The organism is Nocardiopsis xinjiangensis YIM 90004, from assembly GCF_000341145.1.
In the GTDB taxonomy this organism is placed as follows: domain Bacteria; phylum Actinomycetota; class Actinomycetes; order Streptosporangiales; family Streptosporangiaceae; genus Nocardiopsis; species Nocardiopsis xinjiangensis.
On record NZ_ANBE01000007.1, the window covers coordinates 220,986 to 240,378 of the forward strand.

General features: G+C 71.1%; 14 protein-coding genes and 1 pseudogene. 4 read left to right on the top strand and 11 right to left on the bottom strand.

Translation table 11 applies throughout. The annotated features are described in order from the left end of the window. Nucleotides 1–94: 94 nt before the first annotated feature. The 4 genes from murD to D473_RS0105290 form a co-directional block, all read right to left on the bottom strand. On the bottom strand, nt 95–1,546 hold the full coding sequence (gene murD / locus D473_RS0105275; protein WP_017608041.1) for a UDP-N-acetylmuramoyl-L-alanine--D-glutamate ligase: 1,452 nt from the start codon (nt 1,544–1,546) through the stop codon (nt 95–97). 4 nt (nt 1,547–1,550) lie between these two features. Continuing rightward, nucleotides 1,551–2,621, bottom strand: coding sequence for a phospho-N-acetylmuramoyl-pentapeptide-transferase (mraY, locus tag D473_RS0105280; RefSeq protein WP_017608042.1), 1,071 nt, complete (start codon nt 2,619–2,621; stop codon nt 1,551–1,553). Next, the gene (locus tag D473_RS0105285) at nt 2,618–4,066 is read right to left on the bottom strand and encodes a UDP-N-acetylmuramoyl-tripeptide--D-alanyl-D-alanine ligase (protein ID WP_017608043.1); all 1,449 of its coding nucleotides are present in this window, start codon (nt 4,064–4,066) and stop codon (nt 2,618–2,620) included. The genes mraY and D473_RS0105285 overlap by 4 nt, the downstream gene beginning before the upstream one ends. A 380-nt stretch (nt 4,067–4,446) precedes the next feature. Beyond that, entirely contained in the window at nt 4,447–6,105 is a 1,659-nt protein-coding gene (locus tag D473_RS0105290) for a UDP-N-acetylmuramoyl-L-alanyl-D-glutamate--2,6-diaminopimelate ligase (protein WP_017608044.1), read from the bottom strand. Between the two features lie 167 nt (nt 6,106–6,272). Here D473_RS0105290 and mmuM point away from each other — a divergent pair, with 167 nt between their 5' ends. Next, complete coding sequence (mmuM, locus tag D473_RS0105295) at nt 6,273–7,184, top strand: homocysteine S-methyltransferase (RefSeq protein WP_193373253.1); 912 nt, start codon at nt 6,273–6,275, stop codon at nt 7,182–7,184. Between the two features lie 63 nt (nt 7,185–7,247). On the opposite strand, the gene D473_RS0105300 is transcribed toward mmuM, so the two are convergent. The 4 genes and pseudogenes from D473_RS0105300 to mraZ all read right to left on the bottom strand — a co-directional run bounded on the left by D473_RS0105300 (nt 7,248) and on the right by mraZ (nt 11,358). Beyond that, nucleotides 7,248–9,215, bottom strand: coding sequence for a peptidoglycan D,D-transpeptidase FtsI family protein (locus D473_RS0105300; protein ID WP_026126619.1), 1,968 nt, complete (start codon nt 9,213–9,215; stop codon nt 7,248–7,250). Then, complete coding sequence (locus D473_RS0105305) at nt 9,212–9,523, bottom strand: hypothetical protein (RefSeq protein ID WP_017608047.1); 312 nt, start codon at nt 9,521–9,523, stop codon at nt 9,212–9,214. The genes D473_RS0105300 and D473_RS0105305 overlap by 4 nt, the downstream gene beginning before the upstream one ends. A 126-nt stretch (nt 9,524–9,649) precedes the next feature. Then, nucleotides 9,650–10,647, bottom strand: a pseudogene (rsmH, locus tag D473_RS25515) (16S rRNA (cytosine(1402)-N(4))-methyltransferase RsmH). Nucleotides 10,648–10,926: 279 nt separating this feature from the next. Beyond that, complete coding sequence (mraZ, locus tag D473_RS0105315) at nt 10,927–11,358, bottom strand: division/cell wall cluster transcriptional repressor MraZ (protein ID WP_017608048.1); 432 nt, start codon at nt 11,356–11,358, stop codon at nt 10,927–10,929. A gap of 375 nt (nt 11,359–11,733) precedes the next feature. Between mraZ and D473_RS0105320 the strand changes: the two genes are divergently transcribed. From D473_RS0105320 to D473_RS0105330, 3 genes are all read left to right on the top strand, one after another. Continuing rightward, a complete protein-coding gene (locus D473_RS0105320) occupies nt 11,734–12,726 on the top strand; it encodes an AAA family ATPase (protein ID WP_017608049.1) in 993 nt (330 codons plus the stop codon). Nucleotides 12,727–12,815: 89 nt separating this feature from the next. After that, nucleotides 12,816–14,024, top strand: coding sequence for a DUF58 domain-containing protein (locus D473_RS24240; RefSeq protein ID WP_017608050.1), 1,209 nt, complete (start codon nt 12,816–12,818; stop codon nt 14,022–14,024). Between the two features lie 8 nt (nt 14,025–14,032). Next, nucleotides 14,033–16,348 (top strand): transglutaminase TgpA family protein, encoded by a 2,316-nt coding sequence (locus tag D473_RS0105330; protein WP_017608051.1) that lies wholly within the window; start codon nt 14,033–14,035, stop codon nt 16,346–16,348. A gap of 194 nt (nt 16,349–16,542) precedes the next feature. Here the strand turns inward: D473_RS0105330 and D473_RS0105335 are convergent, their stop codons facing one another. The 3 genes from D473_RS0105335 to D473_RS0105345 all read right to left on the bottom strand — a co-directional run bounded on the left by D473_RS0105335 (nt 16,543) and on the right by D473_RS0105345 (nt 19,354). Then, the gene (locus tag D473_RS0105335) at nt 16,543–16,962 is read right to left on the bottom strand and encodes a DUF3040 domain-containing protein (RefSeq protein WP_026126621.1); all 420 of its coding nucleotides are present in this window, start codon (nt 16,960–16,962) and stop codon (nt 16,543–16,545) included. A gap of 243 nt (nt 16,963–17,205) precedes the next feature. Beyond that, nucleotides 17,206–18,459, bottom strand: a complete 1,254-nt coding sequence (gene dinB, locus D473_RS0105340) for a DNA polymerase IV (RefSeq protein ID WP_017608053.1) — start codon at nt 18,457–18,459, stop codon at nt 17,206–17,208. Between the two features lie 124 nt (nt 18,460–18,583). Then, complete coding sequence (locus D473_RS0105345; protein ID WP_017608054.1) at nt 18,584–19,354, bottom strand: methyltransferase domain-containing protein; 771 nt, start codon at nt 19,352–19,354, stop codon at nt 18,584–18,586. Nucleotides 19,355–19,393: the final 39 nt, after the last annotated feature.

Sequence of the window (19,393 nt, forward strand, 5' to 3'; positions counted from 1 at the left end):
CGTGTTGGCCATCTTCGGCGGGCGCTCGAATGGTAGTGCGCACATGTTCGGGGCCCGCGCGCCGAAAAATGACGCACGGGCCCCAGGCGAGCACTCAGCGAAGTCGCTGGACCGCCTCGGTGAACAGGTCACCGCGCTCGTGATAGTTGACGAACATGTCCATGGACGCGGCGGCCGGGGCGAGCAGGACGGTGTCGCCCTTGCCCGCCAGCGCGGCGGCCTCGGCGACCACGGCGTCCATGACCCCGTGGTCGGCGGGTGCGTCCCCCGCCGGGCCGGCGACCTCCACCACGGGCAGGTCGGGCAGGCGGGCGGACAGGGCCTCGCGGATCTGTGCCCGGTCGGCGCCCAGGAGCACGGCGGCGCGCAGGCGGTCGGCGGCCGTGTCGACGAGCTCGTCGACCTCGGCACCCTTGAGGAGTCCGCCGGCGACCCACACCACCGACTCGAAGGCCCGCAGCGAGGCCAGCGCGGCGTGCGGGTTGGTGGCCTTGGAGTCGTCGACGTAGTCCACGCCCCCGACCGAGGCCACGTGGGAGATGCGGTGCGGTTCGGGTTCGAAGGCCTGCAGGCCGGCGCGCACGGACGCGGGCGCGACCCCGATCGAACGGGCCAGGGCCGCTGCGGCCAGGGCGTTGGCGACGTTGTGCGGGCCGGCCGGGCGCACGTCGCAGAGGTGGGCCAGCTCTTCGGCCCCGCGGACCGGGTCGGGCACGAAGGCCCGGTCGACCAGCAGGTCCTCGACCACACCGAGCTCGGCCGGGCGGGGGGTGTCCAATCGCAGGCCGACGGAGGGCGTGTGCGGGTCGCCCTCCTCGGCCAGGCGCACCGACCATTCGTCGGCGTTGTTGACCACACGCGTGGTGCCGCGGGCGAAGATACGGCCCTTGTCCCGTGCGTAGGGGGCGAGACCGCCGTGCCAGTCGAGGTGGTCGGGGGCGACGTTGAGCACGACCGCGGCGTGCGGGCGCACGGTGTTGGACCAGTGCAGCTGGAAGCTGGACAGTTCCACGGCCAGAACGTCGTGGACACGGCCCTGCTCGTCGGGCAGGACGGCGTCGATGATCGGGGTGCCGACGTTGCCCACGGCCAGCGCGTCGCGGCCGTCGGCGTGCAGTATCGCCTCGAGCATGCGCACGGTGGTGGTCTTGCCGTTGGTGCCGGTGACACCCAGCCACACCTGGTGGGCGGGGCGCAGGCGCCAGGCGAGTTCGACGTCGCCGATCACTTCCACGCCGGTCTCCACCGCCCGCGCCAGCAAGGGCGAGTCGGGGCGCCAGCCCGGAGAGGTGACGATCAGGTCGCAGCCCTCGGGCAGCGGGGTGGAACCGAGAACGACCTCGGCCCCGTCCTGTGTCAGTTCTGCGGCCAGCGCACGGGTGGCGTCGTCGTCACGGCCGTCGACCACGGTGACGCGGGCGCCCCGGGCGAGCAGTGCGCGAGCCACCGGGGGCCCGGACACACCCAGCCCGGCCACGCACACCAGGCGTCCGGTCAGGTCGGGGCCGGCGTGCTCGTGCGGGGGCTCGGAAGTCTTGTGCGCCATGCGCTTACCTCGGCATCCATTCCAGGTAGAAGAGTCCGATGGCGGTCGCCACGAACAGGCCCTGGATGATCCAGAAACGGATCACGATGGTCGTCTCGGCCCAGCCCCTGAGCTCGAAGTGGTGCTGCAGAGGTGCCATGCGGAAGATGCGCTTGCCGGTGAGCCGGAACGAAGTGATCTGCACCATCACCGACATGGTGATGATGACGAACAGTCCACCGATGAGCAGCAGCAGGAGCTGGGTGCGGGTGGTGATGGCCAGCCCCACGACGAGACCGCCCAGCGCCAGGGATCCGGTGTCGCCCATGAAGATCTTGGCGGGCGGGGCGTTGAACCACAGGAAGGCGATACAGGCGCCGAGCACGGCGGCGGCCACCACGGCCAGGTCGAGGGGGTCGCGGACCTGGTAGCAGTTGGCGGTCAGCGCCTCCACGCAGGACTGGCGCAGCTGCCAGTTGCCGATGATGATGTAGGCGACCAGCGACAGGATGACCGCGCCGGTGGCCAGGCCGTCCAGTCCGTCGGTGAGGTTGACGGCGTTGGAGAAGCCCACGATGAGGAACAGCGCCCACAGCACGAACAGAGCGACCATCAGCGGGGGCCCGAAGTCGCGCAGGAAGGACAGCTGGGGGGCCGCGGGGGTGTAGCCGTAGCCGTTGGGGAACTGGGTGACGCCGTAGGCGAAGCCGATACCGACCACGCCCTGGCCCACCATCTTGGCGCTGCTGCGCAGTCCGAGGCTGCGGCGCTTGTAGATCTTGATGAAGTCGTCGAGGAAACCGACACAGCCCATCCCGACGAACAGGAACATCACGAGGAGTCCGGAGACGGTGGGTCCTGCGCCCGTTCCCGTCAGGACCATCACGGCGTGGGCGCCGAAATACCCGACGACGGCGCCGAGGATGACGACGATGCCGCCCATGGTGGGCGTGCCCTGTTTGGTCTTGTGGCCCTCGGGCCCGTCGTCGCGGACCTCCTGGCCGAACTTGAAGCGGTACAGGAGATTGATCAGCCATGGCATGAGCGCCATGGAGACGACCAGCGACAGCGCCGCCGCCAGGGAGATGCCGATCACTGGGCATCCTCCTCGGTGATGAGGTCGACAACCTTTTCGAGCGCTGCCACGCGCGATCCCTTCACGATGATGACGTCTCCTGTACGCATCCGATCGCGCAGCGCGGCGGCGGCCGCCTCGGCGTCGGGAACTCGGATGCTCTCACCCTGCCAGCGCCCGTCGTCGGCGGCGCGCTCCGCCCCGTCCGCGATGCCTCCGGCCTGGTCTCCGACCACGATCAGATGTGCGACCCCGGTCTCGGCCGCCAGGGCACCGATCCGTTCGTGCGCCTGGCCGCCGTCCTCGCCCAGTTCGGCCATGTGGGCGAGCACGGCGACACCGCGGCGATCCTTCGCCAAGGCACCCAGGGTGGCCAGTGCTGCCCGCATGGACTCGGGGTTGGCGTTGTAGGCGTCGTTGACGAAGGTCATGCCCTCGTGCTCGATGACCTCCATACGCCAGCGGCTGACGGGGGTCGCCTCACCCAGGGCGCTCGCGATCTCGCCGATGTCCATGCCGAGTTCGGCGGCGACAGCGGCGGTGGCCAGCGCGTTGTGGACCTGGTGGGCTCCCACCAGCGCGAGCTGTACCCGCACGGTGTTTCCGCCCAGGTGCAGGACGAAGGACGGGGCACCGGTCGCTCCCAGCTCCACGTCGGTGGCGCGCACGTGCGCCTCCTCCCCGGTTCCGTAGAGGAGGACACGCGCGGGGGTGCGGGAGGCCATGGCGCGTACCCGGGGGTCGTCGGCGTTGAGCACGGCGACACCACCACGGCCGGGGGTGTCGCTGCCCGGGGGCAGGGCCTCGACGAGCTCGCCCTTGGCCCGGGCGATGGCGTCGCGGTCGCCGAACTCGCCCATGTGGGCGCTGCCGACGTTGAGGACGACACCGATGCGGGGCGGGGCGACCTCGCACAGGTGGGCGATGTGGCCGATGCCGCGGGCGGCGACCTCCAGTACCAGGTTCCGGGTGTCCTCGTCGGCGCGCAGGACGGTCAGCGGGTGGCCGATCTCGTTGTTGAACGAGCCGGCCGGGGCGATGGTCGGCCCGGTGCGGTCCACGACCTGCGCGATGAGGTCTTTGGTGGTGGTCTTTCCGGAGGAACCGGTGATCCCGACGATCTGGGCCGCGTCGGGACCCCGTTCCGGGTCGCCGAGCCGCCGTGCCACGTGGGAGGCCAGGCGGGCCAGGGCCGCCACGACCTCCTCGTCGCCGCCGTCCACCAGCAGATGGGGCGCTTCGACCGGACGCGAGGCCAGTACCACCGCGGCACCGGCCTCGACGGCTGTGGTGGCGAACTCGTGGCCGTCCACGCGTTCGCCGCCCAAAGCCACGAACAAGGCACCGGGGGCGGCCTGTCGGGAGTCGATGACGACTGGACCGTCGACGACGGTGTCGGGGCGCGCTGATCCGCCGAGAGCGGTCTGGGTGATCTCAGCGATCCGATCGAGCGTGAGCGCGATCAAATCCACTCCTCATGTCAGGCCCGGTCCACGACGCCTCGAGGGCGGATGGCCACCCGGCCGGAGTTTCAGGTCAGGGGATGGGCACCGCGGATGCCGTGTGCGACGCCGCGCCGGGCCTCACCACGACGGCGGCCCGTGCCGCGTGCGTGGGCGCCCCGATGGGCGGCACGTGTCGGGCTGCGATTGCCGGACCTACCTTAGAACATCTTGGGGTGTTCGAGGTCCCTATGGGGCCCGTGTGAAGGAATATGATCCACTTCGTGATCGCCGGCAGGGGTCCGGAACACGATCCGTGCGCCACGGTACGGGGTACGGGCCGTGCCCGCACCCCGGGCGGGGTGTGCCCCGCGCGTGTGCCGCGGGGACCAGGGGCGCGCAGGTCAGGGCGCGCGGTGGATGTCGCGCAGGGCGTCACCGAGGCGCTCGCGGGCACTGATCCGCAAGCGGTCGTCGATGGCTCCGCGCAGCACCTCGCGGTCGTCGAAGGGCAGCACCTCGCCCTTGACGTACTGGCCGGTCTCGTGGCCCTTGCCTGCCACGACGACGGTGTCGCCGGGCTCGGCCCGGACCACGGCCAGACCGATGGCCTCGGCGCGGTCGAACTCCACGGTGACACGGGCGCGCTGGTCCTGAGGGACCTTGGTCACGCCCTCGAGCATCGCGGTGGCGATGACGACGGGGTCCTCGGTGCGCGGATTGTCGTTGGTGACGACGAGCTCGTCGGCGAGCCGGGCGGCGGCCTCCCCCATGAGGGGGCGTTTGGCCCGGTCACGGTCGCCGCCACAGCCCAGGACCATGTGGACGCGTCCCTCGGTGGTCTCGCGCAGCGCTTTCAGGACCGCCTCGATCGCCCCCGGTTTGTGGGAGTAGTCGACGATCGCGGTGAAGTCCTGGAAGTGAGTGGGGTCACCATCGGCGATGACCGGTTCCATGCGCCCGGGCACACCCGGTGCGGCGGCCACACCGGAGATCGCGGTCTCCAGGGGGATACCGGCCTCGACCAGCCCGACGATCGCGGCCATGGCGTTGGAGACGTTGAAGGGGCCGGGCAGGGCCACCGAGGCCTTGGCTTCCATCCCACCGGGTCCGACGATCCGGAAGGTGCTGCCGGTGTTGCCCATACGGACCTCCACCGCGCACCAGTCGGCCACCATGGCAGCAGAGGGATCGGCGTCGCTGAAACCCTCCACCCCGAACGTCGTGACCGGGACACGTCCGTCCCCGGAGACCATGTCGACCAGCGCACGGCCGAAGCGGTCGTCGGCGTTGACCACGGCGATGTCGCAGTACTCGGGGCTGAAGAGCGCGGCCTTGGTCTCGAAGTAGTCGCGCAGGTCGGAGTGGAAGTCCAGGTGGTCCTGGGACAGATTGGTGAAGACCGCGACGTCGTAGTGGGTGCCGCCGACGCGTCCCAGGGCGAGGGCGTGGCTGGAGACCTCCATGGCGGCGGTGGTGACCCCGCGCTCGCGCATGAGGGCGAAGAGGCCGTGCAGGTCCGTGGCCTCGGGGGTGGTGAGGGAGGACTGGACCCGCTCGTCGCCCACCCGCATCTCGACGGTCCCGACCAGGCCGGTGTTCATGCCGGCGGCGCGCAGACCGGACTCGACCAAGTAGGTGATCGTGGTCTTGCCGCTGGTGCCGGTGGTCCCGATCAGCAGCAGGTCCTCCGCGGGATCGGCGAAGATCCAGGAGGCGGCGCGGCCGAGGGCGGCACGGGCGTCGGGGACCACGAGGACCGGCAGGCCCGTGGCGACGGCTCTGTCGGCCCCGGCCTCGTCGGTCATGATCGCCCCGGCGCCCGCGCGGGCGACCTGGTCGGCGAAGTCGGCACCGTGGGCGCGGGTACCGGGTAGGGCCGCGTACAGCATGCCGGGGCCGGCTTGCCTGGAGTCGTGGGTGATTCCGCGTACGTGCACTTCCCTGCTGGGCGCCTCCTCGGGGGTGTCGGGGCGCAGGTCCGGGCGCAGGAGTGTGGTGTCCGGCCCGAGCAGCTTCGCGAGGGCGGACAGCGGACGGAGTTGAGTGTGTTCAGGTCGCATTACCGGTGGCACGTGTGGAGGGTAACGGGTCTCGGGTGCCGCTCGGTAATTTCCACGCTGGGTGCGGCGGGGTTCACGCGAGCGGCGTTCCCGTCCAGGTTACCGGGGGCGCGGCCCTCCGCCTCCGCATCGCGTGCGAAGCCCCGGCGACGAAAGAGAGGATCGTGGTGGACACTACGGACGCACGAGAAGGGCCTTTGGTCCTGGACGGCGGGTTGGCCACCCGATTGGAGACCTATGGCTGTGATCTGAGCGACTCGCTGTGGTCGGCCCGGCTGCTGGTGGAGGAGCCGGGGGTGATCCGCCGCGCGCACCGGGACTTCTTCGAGGCGGGCGCCGATGTGGCGATCGCTGCCGGCTACCAGGCGAGCATTCCCGCGTTGACGGCTCGCGGCCTGACCCGGGCGGAGGCTTCACGGGTGGTGGCGAGCTCGGTGGAACTGGCGCGCGCCGAGCGGGACGCGTACGGGTCGGGGCTGGTCGCCGCGGGGGTGGGACCGTACGGTGCGTTCCTCGCCGACGGGTCGGAGTACACGGGCGCCTACGACCTGGGTGAGGAGGGCCTGTACCTGTGGCACCGGGAGCGTTGGCAGATCCTGGCCGGCTCCGGCGCGGATCTGATGGCGTGCGAGACGGTTCCCTCCCTGGCCGAGGCGCGGGCGCTGCGGCGGTTGGCCGAGGAGACGCCGGGGATGCGCGCGTGGGTGAGCCTGTCGTGCCGCGACGGGTCGCGGGTCAGCGACGGGACCCCGTTGCGGGCGGTGGTGGAGGAGCTCGCGCCTGCCCACGCCGAGGGCTCTCTGGTGGCGGTGGGAGTGAACTGTGTGGCCCCGCGCCATGTTCCTGCCCTGGTGCGCACGGTCGCCGAGGCGGGGGTGGACGCGGTGGCCTACCCCAATTCCGGGGAGGCGTGGGACTCCGCCTCGCGGCAGTGGACGGGCACGAGTGAGCCCGCCGGGTTCGGCGCGGCCGCGGTGGAGTGGTGGCGTGCGGGCGCGGTGCTCGTGGGCGGGTGCTGCCGCACCGGGCCCGAGCACATCTCCTCGGTCCGCGCTCACCTCGACCGCGCCGGGGCCTGACCCGGGCCGGGCCCCGGCGCCGCCCGCGCGAGCGGCGCCGGAGGTGTCCGCCGCGCGGGCGGGTCAGTTCTCCTTCTCCGACAGACGGATCGCGGGCGGGTCCTCCCCCGTCGGCGGCACCTGCTCGGACTTGAGCGCGAAGCTCATGATGTCGTTGAAGACCGGGCCGGCCGCCTCACCGCCGTAGTAGGCGCTCTTGGGGTTGTGCAGAACGACCTGCACGACGATCTCCGGGTCGTCGGCCGGGGCGAACCCGGCGAAGGTCGCCGTGTACCCGCCGTCCTCGTAGCTCCCGGTCTCGGGGTCGACCCGGTTCGCGGTACCGGTCTTGCCCGCCACCCGGTAACCGTCGATGCGTGCCTGGGGCGCGGTGCCCTCGTCGCTGGTGACGGCCTCCAACATGAGGGAGAGCTGGTCCGCGGTCTCCTCGCTCAGCACGCGGGTGCTCTCGCGTTCCTCGGTCGGCGTGAACTCGCCGCCGGGGTCGACGGTCCCGTCGATGACCGTGGGTTCGACACGTTCGCCGCCGTTGGCGATGGTCGCGTAGACCGACGCCATCTGCACGGCGTTGACCGACAGGCCGTGTCCGATGGAGACCGACGGCAGTTGCGTGCCCCACCAGTCGTCGGGGTCGGTCAGCACACCGGCCTCCTCCCCCGGGACGTCCAGGCCGGTGGGCCGGCCCAGCCCGAATCGGTCCATGTAGGAGTGCAGGGACTGGGCCCCGACCTCGTCCGCGACCTTGATGGTCCCCACATTGCTGGACTGGGCCATGATGCCGTTGACCGTGAGGCGCTGGGTGCCTTTGTTCTCGGAGTTGCGGAAGGTCTGGTCGTAGTACTCCATCGAGTAAGGCACCGTGAACACACTCTCGGGTGTGGTCACCCCTTCCTCCAGGGCCGAACCGATGGTGATGACCTTGTTGGTACTGCCGGGCTCGAAGGTCTCGGCCACCGCCCCGTTGGACCAGTCCTCGGCGGTGGTCTCACCGATGTCCTCCTGGGAGTAGGACGGATAATCGGCCATCGCCAGGACCTCCCCATCGGGTCGGGAGACGATGGCACTGCCGCCCTCGGCCTCCAGGGACTCGACCTGTTCGGCCAGGGTCCGGGCCGCCTGCCACTGGATGTCGCGGTCCAGGGTCAGGCGCACGTCCTGGCCCTGCTCGGGCTCGCGCACGAGTCCGCCGGCCATGGGGATCTGCGTCCCGTCGTTGGCGACCTCCACCTGGCGTTTACCGGCCTCACCGGCCAGGGTGCCGTCCATGTAGCCCTCCAACCCTTCCAGGCCGTGGCCCTCCGCACCGACGAACCCGATCAGGTCGGCCGCTCCCGTCTCGTCGGGGTAGACACGCTCGTAGTCGACCTCGGCGCCCACACCCGACAGGCCCAGGTCCCGGAACTCGTACCAGTCGTCGGGCCGTACCCCCTCGGCAACGACCTGGTACCGGCTGGGTGCGGCGTCGACCTTCGCGGCGGCCTCGTCGGCGTTCAGGTCGAAGTTCTCGGTCAGCTCCGATACGACCTGATCGCGTTCCTCCGGCTCGATCACCTCGGGGTCGACGAAGACGGTGCGCACCTCGACCGACAGCGCGAAGGGGTTCCCGTCGGCGTCGGTGATCTGGCCCCGCAGCGTCGGCACGTCGATGGTCTGCAGGCGCGTGTCGGAGGCGGCCGCCGCGTACTCCTCGGCCTCGAACCCCTGGATCTGGGTCAGACGGCCGGCGAAGAGCACCAGGATCACCACGATGAGCACCCCGCCGGCCTTGAGGCGCTTCTTCGGGTCCCCGCGCCGGAACGTGCGGCGCAGCAGCGGTGGCGGGGGCGGCGGGGCCGACTTGCGCGCGGTCCCTCCCCTGCGCTCTCGCGCGCCCGTGCGGTCGGCGCCCGCGCGGTCGGAGGCCCGTCCCCGAGTGCCGCCGTCGGGGCGACGCGGTTCGCGTTGGGGACGCTTGCCGGGGCGCGAGCCCGACCGGCTCGCCGCTCCCGGCCTGCGGGGGTCACGGGGGCGCCGGTCGCGGGACGAACTCACTCGGCGCCTCCCTGACCGCCGATGACCTCACCCTCGTCCGGGTCGAGGAAGAGCGGGGCCTCCCCCTGCTCCATACCCATCTCCTCGGCCTCCTCGGCGATCCTGTCGGTGTTCTCCAGGTGCGCGACCTCGTCCTGGAGCTTCTGCTCCTGGTAGGACAGCCCTCGGTTCTGCGACTGCAGGCTCGTGATGGTGTAGGCCTCCTGGGCCACAACGCTGCGCAGTACCAGCAGGCTCACCAGCGCAGCCACCATCAGGCACAGCACGAGCAGGACGAAGGGGATACGCGGGGCCCGTGCACGGCTCACCGCCCTGCCTCCGGTCACCGGTTCGGTCCCCGGGCGCGGGGGCCTGCTCCGGGTGGGCGGCGCGGACCGCCCACCGCGTGTGGGGCTACGGCGCGTCCTGGTCCTCGTGCTCATCTGCTCTCCCTGTCACCGCGACGGCTCCCGCACACGTTCGGCGGCCCTGAGCCGAGCCGAACGGGCGCGCGGATTCTGTTCGTTCTCTTCGTCCGTTGGGAGTTCCGCTCCCCGGGTCAGGAGGCGGATCTCGGGTTGCCGGTCCGGGAGGAGTACGGGCAGGTCGGCGGGGGGGGTGTCCTTGGCCAGGGCGGCCAGGGCGCGTTTGCTCATGCGGTCCTCCAGGGNATGGACAGCTCGGCGTTGACCTCGATGCGCAGACCCTGGAAGGTGCGCTTGGCGGGGTGCCCGCCGGTGCGCCGGGTCGCGGCCGGGATCGCCTCGCGGACCAGGTCGGCGAGTTCACTGGTGGAGTCCAGGTGCCCCTGGGCGCGGCGGCGTTCGATGGCGCGGGCGATGCGGGAGGCGAAACGCTCCTCACCGTGCACGCGCAGGACCCTGGTGAGGTCGGCGACCGGGTAGGTGTTGACCACGTCGGCGGCGGTCAGTGTCTGGGTGCGGTCCATACGCATGTCGAGCGGGGCCTCGTGTGCGTAGGCGAAACCGCGGTCGGTCTCGTCCAGCTGCGGCGAGGACACCCCCAGGTCGAGCAGGACGGCCTGGGCTTCGGTGATCCCCGCCTCGTCCAGGGCATCGGTGATGTCTGAGTAGACCGCGTGCACGAAGTGGGTGCGGTCGGCGTAGGGCGCCAGGCGTTCGGCGCTGCGTTCCAGGGCGCTGGTGTCGCGGTCCACCCCGACCAGGCGCATCTCGGGACAGGCCTTGAGCAGTGCCTCGGCGTGCCCGCCCAGTCCGAGGGTGCCGTCGACGAGGACGGCTCCCGGTTCGGTGAGGGCGGGGGCGAGCAGTTCGACGATGCGGTCGAGCATGACCGGCACGTGGAGGGGATCGAGCCCTTCCCTGGCCGCGCGGACGCGGTCGGCGAGATCAGAGCTCTGTGTGTTGCTGCCTGTGTGGGCGTTTCGCGAGTCGTCCCCGTCGGGACGGTCGTGCTGCCGGGTCTCCCCCATGCGGTGGTGTTCCTCCACGCTTCGTGCCGTCTTCACCGTCGGTGGCCGCGTCCGTCCGGGACGGCGCGGCCGATGTGTTCGCGCGGCCCGACCGAACCCGGCCGAGCCCACCGATCACGGCCGCCATTGTCCACCTTTTCGGTGGTCAGGCGCCCACGACCTGGCACCGGGGAAGTCGCGCCAGCTCGTGTGTGCCGTGCTCGGCGAGGCCCGGCCGGCCTCGGCTTGCAAGGGAGTCGACGTTGGGGCCGTGCGTTCGGTGGGTGGGTCCCGCCGGCCTCACAGCGCCCCGGGCAGCACCTCCTCCGACAGACGGGCGAAGACCGGCTCCTGTTCGGCCTCGTAGTCGGCCCAGGCCTGGGAGGACCAGATCTCCAGGCGTGTGTTGGCCCCGATGACCACGCAGTCGCGTTCCAGTCCCGCGTAGGCGCGGAGCTGGGGCGGGACGGTGACCCGCCCCTGCTTGTCGCACGACTCGTCCGAGGCACTGGCGAAGAGGATCCTGCTGTAGTCGCGCACCGCCTTGTCGGTGACCGGAGCCTCGCGCAGGGCTTCGGTCAGGCGGGCGAACTCCGCGACGGGAAAGACGTAGAGGCAGTGCTCCTGGCCCTTGGTGATCACCAGGCCCCCGGACAGTTCGTCGCGGTACTTCGCCGGAAGGAACAGGCGCCCCTTCGGGTCGAGACGAGGCGTATGAGTGCCGAGAAACACGCACTCACCTCCTCGTCCCTGTATGTGGGGAACCTCCTCCCCCACGTTGCTCCACCTTACTCCACTCCGCTCCACGGTCAACAGTTATTCTCGCACGTACAGCCCGACCGATTCAGCATTTCCGCAGGTCAAAGCGGTGCCATGCCAGGGAGCGCCCGGCCGGGCGTGCGGATGCACACGCATACGACGGACATCGGAGTACAGGAGCACCCACGGGGGCATGCCGAACCCCTTCGTTCGCCTTTGTCCTTCCCGGGCCACAACAGCGGCCAATTCCGGCAATCGTGGTTTGCAAACGACCGGATCCGGCCTAGCCTCGGTTCGTGAAGAACCGGTTACCCGCCATGCGGAGCCACAGGGAGCGGGAGGGGTCTCGTGTCACTCGGCACACAACACGACGGCCAAGGGGGTGGCGTCCACAGTGAGGTCCGCGAAGTCGTCACCGTGGCCGAACGCATCCGCGGAGCCATCGAGACGGTCATCGAGGGCAAACCCGAGGTCCTGCGCGTCACCCTGACCGTGCTGCTGGCCGAGGGGCACCTGCTCATCGAGGACGTGCCGGGCGTGGGCAAGACGATGCTCGCCAAGGCCCTGGGCCGCGCGGTGGACTGCTCGGTGCAGCGGGTGCAGTTCACCCCCGACCTGCTGCCCAGCGACATCACCGGGGTGAGCATCTACCACCAGGACCGCCACGAGTTCGAGTTCAACCCGGGCCCGGTCTTCGCCAACATCGTGCTCGGCGACGAGATCAACCGCGCCTCGCCCAAGACCCAGTCGGCCCTCCTGGAGTGCATGGAGGAGCGGCAGGTCAGCGCGGACGGCCGGACCCGCCCGTTGGAGCGGCCCTTCATGGTCGTGGCCACGCAGAACCCGGGCGACATGGAGGGCACCTACGCCCTGCCCGAGGCGCAGCGGGACCGGTTCATGGCCCGTGTCTCGGTCGGGTACCCGGCGCCTCAGGACGAGCTCGACATGATCGATTCCCACAGCGCCGGTTCGCCGCTGGACGCGCTGGCCCCGGTGACCAGCGCGGCCCAGCTCCGCGCCCTCGCCGACCGGGTGTGCGAGGTGCACGTGGCCCCCGGAATGCGCCGCTACGTCGTGGACCTGATCAACGCCACTCGCACCGCCCCCGAACTGCATCTGGGCGCCTCACCCCGCGCCACCCTGCATCTGGTGCGCGCAGCACGCGCCCACGCCGCCCTCGACGGCCGCCATTACGTGGTGCCCGACGACGTGCAGGCCCTGGCCGTCCCGGTACTGGCCCACCGCCTGCTGCCCGGACCCGAGGCTCGGATGGAACGCCTGACCCCGGAACAGATCGTGTCCCGCATCGTGGCGCGCCTGCCGGTCCCCGGCCCCCGATAGCCACCGGCGCCGATGCGCCGCACCGCCCGACCACCCCCGAGAGAGGGTCCATGCGTCAGCAACGAACCCTCACTGCACGAGGCGTCTGCATGCTGGTCTTCGGCCCGGCCGCCCTCGTGGCGGGCCTGGTCGTCGAGCAGTTCGAGCTCGTGGCCGTCGGTGTGTTCCTGATCTCCGTGCCGCCGTTGTCCGCCCTGGCCCTGCTGGGTGCGGGAGCGCGTGTGGTGCACAGCCGTCTGGTCCACCCGGCGCGGGTGCACGCCGGCCGGGCCGCGCGGGTCATGGTGCGGGTCGGCAACTCCTCGTCCCTGTGGCCGGTGCCGTCGGTGGCGTTGGCCGACACGGTGCCGGCTCTGCTGGGTAAGGAGCCCCGTTTCGACGTGGGCCATCTGGGTGCGCGTTCGGTGCGCGAGGTGAGCTATCTGGTGCGCCCGCAGGTGCGTGGCCGCTACCCGATCGGACCGCTGCGGGTGATCATCGGTGACCCGCTGGGGTGCGTACGTGTCACCCGTGAGGTGGACGCACCCGTCTCCTTGCTGGTCACCCCGCGCGTCCTGCCCCTGGCCCCGGCGGAGGTGCGGAGCGGGCCGCAGGGCGAACACACCCCGATGCGGACGGCGAGCGGGAGCGGGGAACAGGACCCGGTTCCGCGCGAGTACCGGTACGGCGACGAACTGCGGCGGGTGCACTGGCGTTCCACCGCCAAACACGGCGAACTCATGGTGCGCCGCGACGAGCAGCAACAGAACGAGCACAGTGCCTTGTTGTTGGACACCCGGGCCGGCGCGCACCGGGGCGAACAGGCCGACTCGTCCCTGGAGACCGCGGTGACCGCGGCGGCATCGGTGGCGGTGCGTTCACTCGAACGCGGTCACGACCTGAGCCTGTACGGAGCCGACGGCCACCTGCCCGTGTCCGGGGTCCCCGGTGTGCTCGACGGGCTCGCCGTCGCCGAGACCTCCCAGAGCACCGGCCTGCACGCGGGCATCTCTGCGCTTTCCACGGGGCACGGCCCCTCCCCCGGCCTGTTCACCGCCGTGCTGGGTGCGATCGGTCCCGACGAGGCCGACGCGCTCGCCCGTGTCGGCAGTGGGGCCCGGCGCGTGGCGGTCCTGTGCACCGGGGCGCCCTGGCCCTCCGCCGAGGCGATGCACGGTGTCGAGCGTGTGCTGGCCTCGGGCGGCTGGCGTGTGCTGCGGCTGTCCCACCCCGACCGACTCCCCCACCTGTGGCACTCGGCCGGTGAGGAACCCCTCGCCGCCGGCGCGCCGCGTGTCTTCCCGGAGGACCCGCTGTGAGAGCACTGATGCCTCTGGCCACCTTCGTGTGCCTGGCGTTGGCGGTACCGCTGCTGGCGCCGTTGGTCAGCGGTGGCACCTGGTGGGTGCCCGGACTCGTGCTCATGGCGGCGGCCGCGGGGACCTCTGCGCTGTACCGGCTGACGGGCCGGACCCCCGCACCGGTGCCGCTGTTGCAGGTGCTGGTGGTGCTCCTGCTGGTGACGCCCCTGTTCGCCGCGCACACCGCGCCGCTGGGGGTGATCCCCACGGAAGCGTCGCTGGGTTACCTGGTGCAGGTCTTCGAGCAGGGTGTGGCGAGCATCAACGACGGCGTCGTGCCCGTGAGCGCGAACTCGGGGGTCACCTTCGTCATCGCCCTGACCTTCGCGGTGTTCCTGATCGTGGCGGACTTCCTCGCGGTCACCGCGCGGTGCGCGGGGATGGTCGGCGGACTCCTGCTGATCCTCATGGCCGTACCGCTGGTCGTGGATCCCGGCGGGCTGGCTCTGTGGCAGGCCCTGTGGTGCGCGGCCGGTTACGTGGCGTTGCTGGCGGTGGAGACGTGGATGCGCCGCCGTGCATGGGGCGCCCCCGTGCCCTCCCCCGTCCCCGGGGACCGTGCCCTGGGCGGGATGCGCCGGGCAGGCACCGCTGCGTTGGCCGGAGCCGCGGCGGTACTCATGGCCGTGACGCTGCCGACGGCCGTGCCCTCGCTGCGCACGGACGCCTTCTACGATCTGGCCGACGGCAACCATCCGGGGTTCGGTGAGAACGTGGTGCGCACGACCCACCCTCTGGTGTCGATGCGGCGGGAGCTGAACTCCGACTCCGACAGCACCGTGCTGACCTACCAGACGGAGGCCGAGAACCCCGACTACCTGCGTACCTACGTCCTGAACCGGTTCGACGGCGAGAATTGGACCATGGACCCGGTCGATGCCAGTGGCGAGAACGTGGCCGGCGACGACCTTCCCCTGCCCACGGGGTGGGACACCGAGGCCCCGGGCGGGACCACGACCACACAGGTGTCGTTCAGCTCCTCCGCACCGCGCCAGGAGTTCCTGCCGTTGCCGTACTGGGCGCGATCGGTGGACGTGAGCGGGCAGTGGCACGTGGACGAGGACAGCCACACGGTCTTCACCACCGGGCGCCCGCCCACGGGGCTCAGCTTCACGGTGGAAAGCAACCGGCGCGCCCCCGGCACCGGGGATCTGGAGGAGGCCGGGAGCCCGCACTCGCTGCCGACGGACCATCTCGAACTGCCGCGGGACGTGGACCCGTCGGTGCAGGACCTGACCGACTCACTCACCGAGGACACCGGTTCCGCGTACGAGCGGGCGGTGGCGATCCAGGACCATTTCGCCGACTTCTCCTACGACCTGCGGCCGCCGGAGGTACCCGCGGGGAGCGACCCGCTGACCCATTTCCTGTTCGAGGACCGGATCGGTTACTGCGAACAGTTCGCCGGGGCCATGGCCCTCATGGCGCGCCAGGCGGGCATCCCCGCGCGGGTGGCTGTCGGTTACACCCAGGGTGAGCGCGCCCACGGGGACCGGTGGGTGGTCACCTCCGGTGACGCCCATGCGTGGCCGGAGCTGTACTTCGAGGGTTCGGGTTGGGTGCGGTTCGAGCCCACACCGTCCTCCGGAGGCGGCCAGGGTTCGGCTTCCGCACCCGAGCACACCGATCCCTCCGGTGGTGAGGGCCTGGACGGGGACTCCGGTTCGCCGTCGCCCTCCCCCTCCGAGTCGCCCTCGTCCCCGGAGGGTTCCGAGGCCCCCGAGGAGGAGACGCAGGGACCGGACGAGGAGAGCGCCCCGCCCGGGGCCGACGAGGACCTCGGTACCGAGGCGGGCGGCGCGAGGACGGATTCCTCGGGCGGACCGGATCTGTCGTGGTTGGTCCACGCCGGCGGTGTTCTGACGGCATTGCTGCTGTTGGCGCTGCCTGCCCTGGTGCGCGCCTGGGTGCGCGCCGCCCGGCGCTCGGCCCTGGCCCGTGCCCCGGGCCCGGCCGCACACGCGGCCTGGCGCGAGGTGCGCGATACCTGCGTGGATCTCGGACTGCCGTGGGATCTGTCGGAGAGCCCGCGCGCGACGGCCGCACGCCTGGAGCTGCCGGCCGAGGCGCGCGGGGCGCTGTGGCGTCTGGCGCTGGCCGAGGAGTCGGCGCGCTATGCGCCCGAGCCGGTCGCGGACGGGAAGCCGCGGGAGGACCTGCGCACGGTGCACGCGGCCCTGGCGGCCTCCGCGGGCCGATCGACGCGTCTGCGGGCCGCGGTCCTGCCGCGTTCCCTCGTGCCCTGGAAACGTCCGCGTCCGGAGCCGCTCCCCGCCACCTGAGCTCCGCCTCACACGGGGCGCCGTCCTCGAGGAGCTCTCCCGAGCCGAACGACTCACGCGAGGGACCGGACAGCAGTGTGCCCCGCTCACCCGGGAGAACCAGGGGCTCTCGACGGTGAACGGGGCACCAGAAGCGCTGTGGGTATGGAGGCGAAGCCGCGTCCGGGGCCGTGCCGGGTACCGCGGAGGACTACTTACTCGTCACCTTCCTGGCGACGACGCCACCGTTCCTCGAAACGGTTCATCATCCCGGGACGGCCGCCCCCGCCGCCCTTGCGTTTCTGTTTGCTCTCGGACTCCTCGGCGACCATGGCTGCCTCGCCGCCTCCGCCGGCGGCCCTGCGCCAGGCACTGGCCCCGTAGAGGAAGGAAGCCAGCATGAGGACGAACCCCAGAACGCTGACCCCGACCTGCAGGACGATCTCCCCCAGGAGCAGACCGGTCAGCAGCAGGACGACCCCGATGACGAAGCCGACCCCGGCCTTGACGATCCGGCGCTTGTAGTGGACCGCGGGATTCGTGTGTCGAACTGAGTTCGCGAACTTCGGATCCTCGGCATACAGCGCCCGCTCGATCTGGTCGAGCATGCGCTGCTCGTGTTCAGAGAGCGGCACGGCGCCTCCCTACGACAGTCCCCGCGCTGGGGGACGGGTACTGATGAACAGTCTCTTCTTCGGTGATATGCCCAGAATACGATGTGCTAGCGCATGGTGGAAAGAAAAGCTGCGTGTGTACCTGACCCACCACGGTCACGGTACCCGCGCCCTGTCTCGCAAACACCGGCTGCCATGCCTCTCTTCTACCCGCCTTACCGGTCCCACCATGAGAACGCTCGGGAAGGCCCGGAAGTTGCCGTATCATACGTCGTTTTCGTCCCGCTTGGCCAACACGGCCGACTGTATCGCCCCTGGACCGAACCGATCCGCCACTCGGTCCATCACCCGTTCGACGTCCCGCCAGCCCGTTTCCTCCTCCCCGAGGGCCAGCTGGCGGTGGGCCCCTTCGGCGGATTCCACCCCTTCGACCCTCACTCCGATCAAACGCAACCGGGTCCGTTCCATTCCCGATGCGTCGTAGAGCTCCCGGGCCACGGTGTTGATCTCCCGGGCCACATCGGTGCTCTCCTGCAGGGTGCGGGAGCGGCTGATGGTGGTGAAGTCCGCGCGACGCAGTTTCACGCTCACCGTGCGCCCCACCAGAGCCGCCGCACGCATACGGCGGGCCACCTTCTCCGAGAGCCTCAGGAATTCGCGGTGGATCTCCTCCACGTCGGACACGTCGCGGTCGAAGGTCTCCTCGGCCCCCACACTCTTGTCCGGGCTCTCGGGTGTCACCGGGCTCCGGTCCACCCCGCGGGCGAGCTCGGCCAGGCGGGTACCGGCCTTGTCCCCCAGTTCCAGATGCAGCAGGTCGGGTTCGACGCGTGCCAGGTCACCCACGGTGCGCACCCCGATCCGGGTGAGGGCCTTCTCGGTCTTGTCTCCCACCCCGGGCAGGGCCCCTACGGGCAGCGGATCGAGGAAACCGTGCACGTGTTCGGTGGGCACCAGCAGCAGACCGTCGGGTTTGCAGTGGGTGGAGCCGAGCTTGGCGGTGAAACGTGTCGCGGCCACGCCCACCGAGCAGGTCAGGCGCTGTTCCTTGCGTACCCGCTCCCGGATCGTCGCGGCGATGCGCACCGGTCCGCCCAGCCGCCGTCGGGCCCCGGAGACGTCCAGGAAGGCCTCGTCCGACGACAGCGGCTGCACCAGCGGTGTGACGGATCTGAGGATGTCCATGACCGCCTCGGAAGCCTCCCGGTAGGCGGGCCCGTCGGGCGGGAAGACCAGCGCCTCCGGGCACAGGCGCATCGCGCGTACCATCGGCATCGCCGAGTGCACGCCGTGCCGCCGGGCCAGGTAATCGGCGGAGGAGACGACCCCGCGCGGGCCGGTCCCGCCGACGATGACGGGGCGCTCCCGGGCCTCGGGGTTGTGGAGGCGTTCGACGCTCGCGAAGAACGCGTCCATGTCGATGTGCAGGATGTGGCAGTCGGCGTCCGGACCTGAACCGTCCGGGGGGAATTCCGCGCCCAGCGGCACGATGCCCTCGGCGGAGACCCTGCCCCGCATCGCGGCACCGCGCTCGAGTTGACGTCGGCTCATGAATTCAGGTTACGTCCGTCGACGCGGGGATCCCACCCGGGTACGGGACCGCCCGCGCTCCACTGTCGTCCCACGCCCGACCGTGCCGGCCTCAGCCACTGGAGGCGACGACGTGCAACTGGGTGGCGATGCCCACCATCTCGGGATGCTGGGCCACCGCACGCTCCAGGTCGACCAGGTTCTGGCCGGTCTGGGCGTCGCCCTCCCAGGCCTGCCCGGGCAGGACATCGGCGAACACCCGCACGCCGCGCACGCTCGTGGGGGTCAGCCCGGAATCGGTGAGCAGCTGCTGGAGCCGGCCACGGGTGAAACGGCGCGGCATCGGGTCGTTCTCTCCCCAACGGCCCTCGGGATCCTCGAGCAGGTGCTGGGCCTCCGTGACCTGCCCAGCCAGGACCCGGTGCAGTGCGCCCGCGACCGCGTTCGTGGCCAGGACACTGACGGCTCCGCCCGAGCGGGTGATGCCGACGACGTCCTGCAGCGCCGCCGCGGGGTCGTCCACGTACTCCAGGACGTTGTGCACCAGAACCAGGTCGGCGCTGCTCTTCTCGAAGAGCGATCCCAGATCGCGGGTCTCCCCCTGCACACCGCGAACGACCACGCCGCTCTCGGCGGCACGGCGCTCCAACGCGGCCAGGGAATCCGGACTGGGTTCGACGACCGTGACCCGGTGGCCGAGCTCGGCGAGGGGAACGGCCGCGCCACCGGTGCCGCCGCCGGCGTCGACGATCTCCAGGGGGCCCTCACCCAAGTGGGACAACAGCTCCTGCAGGGCCTCCCACACCACCACGGTCCGGGCCGCGTTGGCCGCCCGGGCCGGACCGGTCGTTCCGCCCGCGGTCGTGCCGGCCTTGTCCGTCACCTGGGTCCCCTCACTAGTTGTGCTCGCTCCTGCACGGTG